Source organism: Dolichospermum circinale AWQC131C, assembly GCF_000426905.1.
In the GTDB taxonomy this organism is placed as follows: Bacteria; Cyanobacteriota; Cyanobacteriia; order Cyanobacteriales; family Nostocaceae; genus Dolichospermum; species Dolichospermum circinale.
Genome location: NZ_KE384632.1, coordinates 2,028 through 2,930, shown reverse-complemented (window position 1 = coordinate 2,930; position 903 = coordinate 2,028). Strand labels below are relative to the sequence as shown.

Annotated in this window: 1 protein-coding gene; it reads right to left on the bottom strand. The window is 41.4% G+C overall.

The window, feature by feature from the left end; genetic code table 11:
* The coding region (locus ACIR131C_RS22995; protein WP_155963158.1) for a DUF4347 domain-containing protein at positions 1-823 on the bottom strand (823 nt) is incomplete at its 3' end.
* Positions 824-903 lie beyond the last annotated feature (80 nt).

The following is a 903-nucleotide window of genomic DNA, read 5'->3' as shown; positions in this document are numbered from 1 at the left end:
CAGAAGTATCATAATTGCCCTTGAGGGTGGGGGTAGTGGGGTTGCTAATGTCTATGATTTGTAATCCTGAATAACCATCAGCTACATAAGCATAGTTGCCTACTACTTGCACACCATGAGCATAGCTAGAAGTATCATAAGTACCCACCAGGGTGGGAACGGCTGGGTTGCTGATGTTGATGATTTGCAGTCCTGAACTCCAATCAGCCACATAGGCGTAGTTACCCACTACTTGCACACCATAAGCAATGCCTGTAGTATTATAATTGCCCACTAATGTGGGTGCAAATACTCCCTGGTAGGTGTTGAGGGTGTCTGCAACAATATCTGACAAATGTAGATATGTTCCATGAAATGTCTCTGTAACGGGAATATTCACCTCTAATTGCCAATTTCCCCCTAATGCTGCATTGCCGGTTTTTGTGGTGGAGGCGCTAATGGTTGCTTTGGTGATTTGATGTAATTTGTGAATAAATTCTGCTCCAGCGTCTCCTGCCGCGACGTTACAGCCATATAGTAAAATATTCTGAGGTTGCCATTGTTGTAATTGTTGAGTGTAATTATGAATATTGGTTAAGTTTAATTGACTATTGCCTAAATATAAGCATCCGGGCGCACCGTGGGAAAGGATGTGAATGGTGATGATGTGGGGATATTGTTGTAAAATTTGGCTAATTTGCTCAATTCCGTCTTTATTTTGGGAAATAATAACTGTTTTTACGCCCTCGATAATTCCTGCTTGGAGGGTGTGATAGTCGGAAAGGGAGGCATCAATAAAAACAATTGTTGTTGCAGTTTGACGGAGGAAAGAGTTGTTAGACATATTTTTCCTTTGCACCTTGGAAATGTGATTTTTTATTGTCTGGGGTAGGGAATGAGTAACATTACGTAAAACATGGCTCT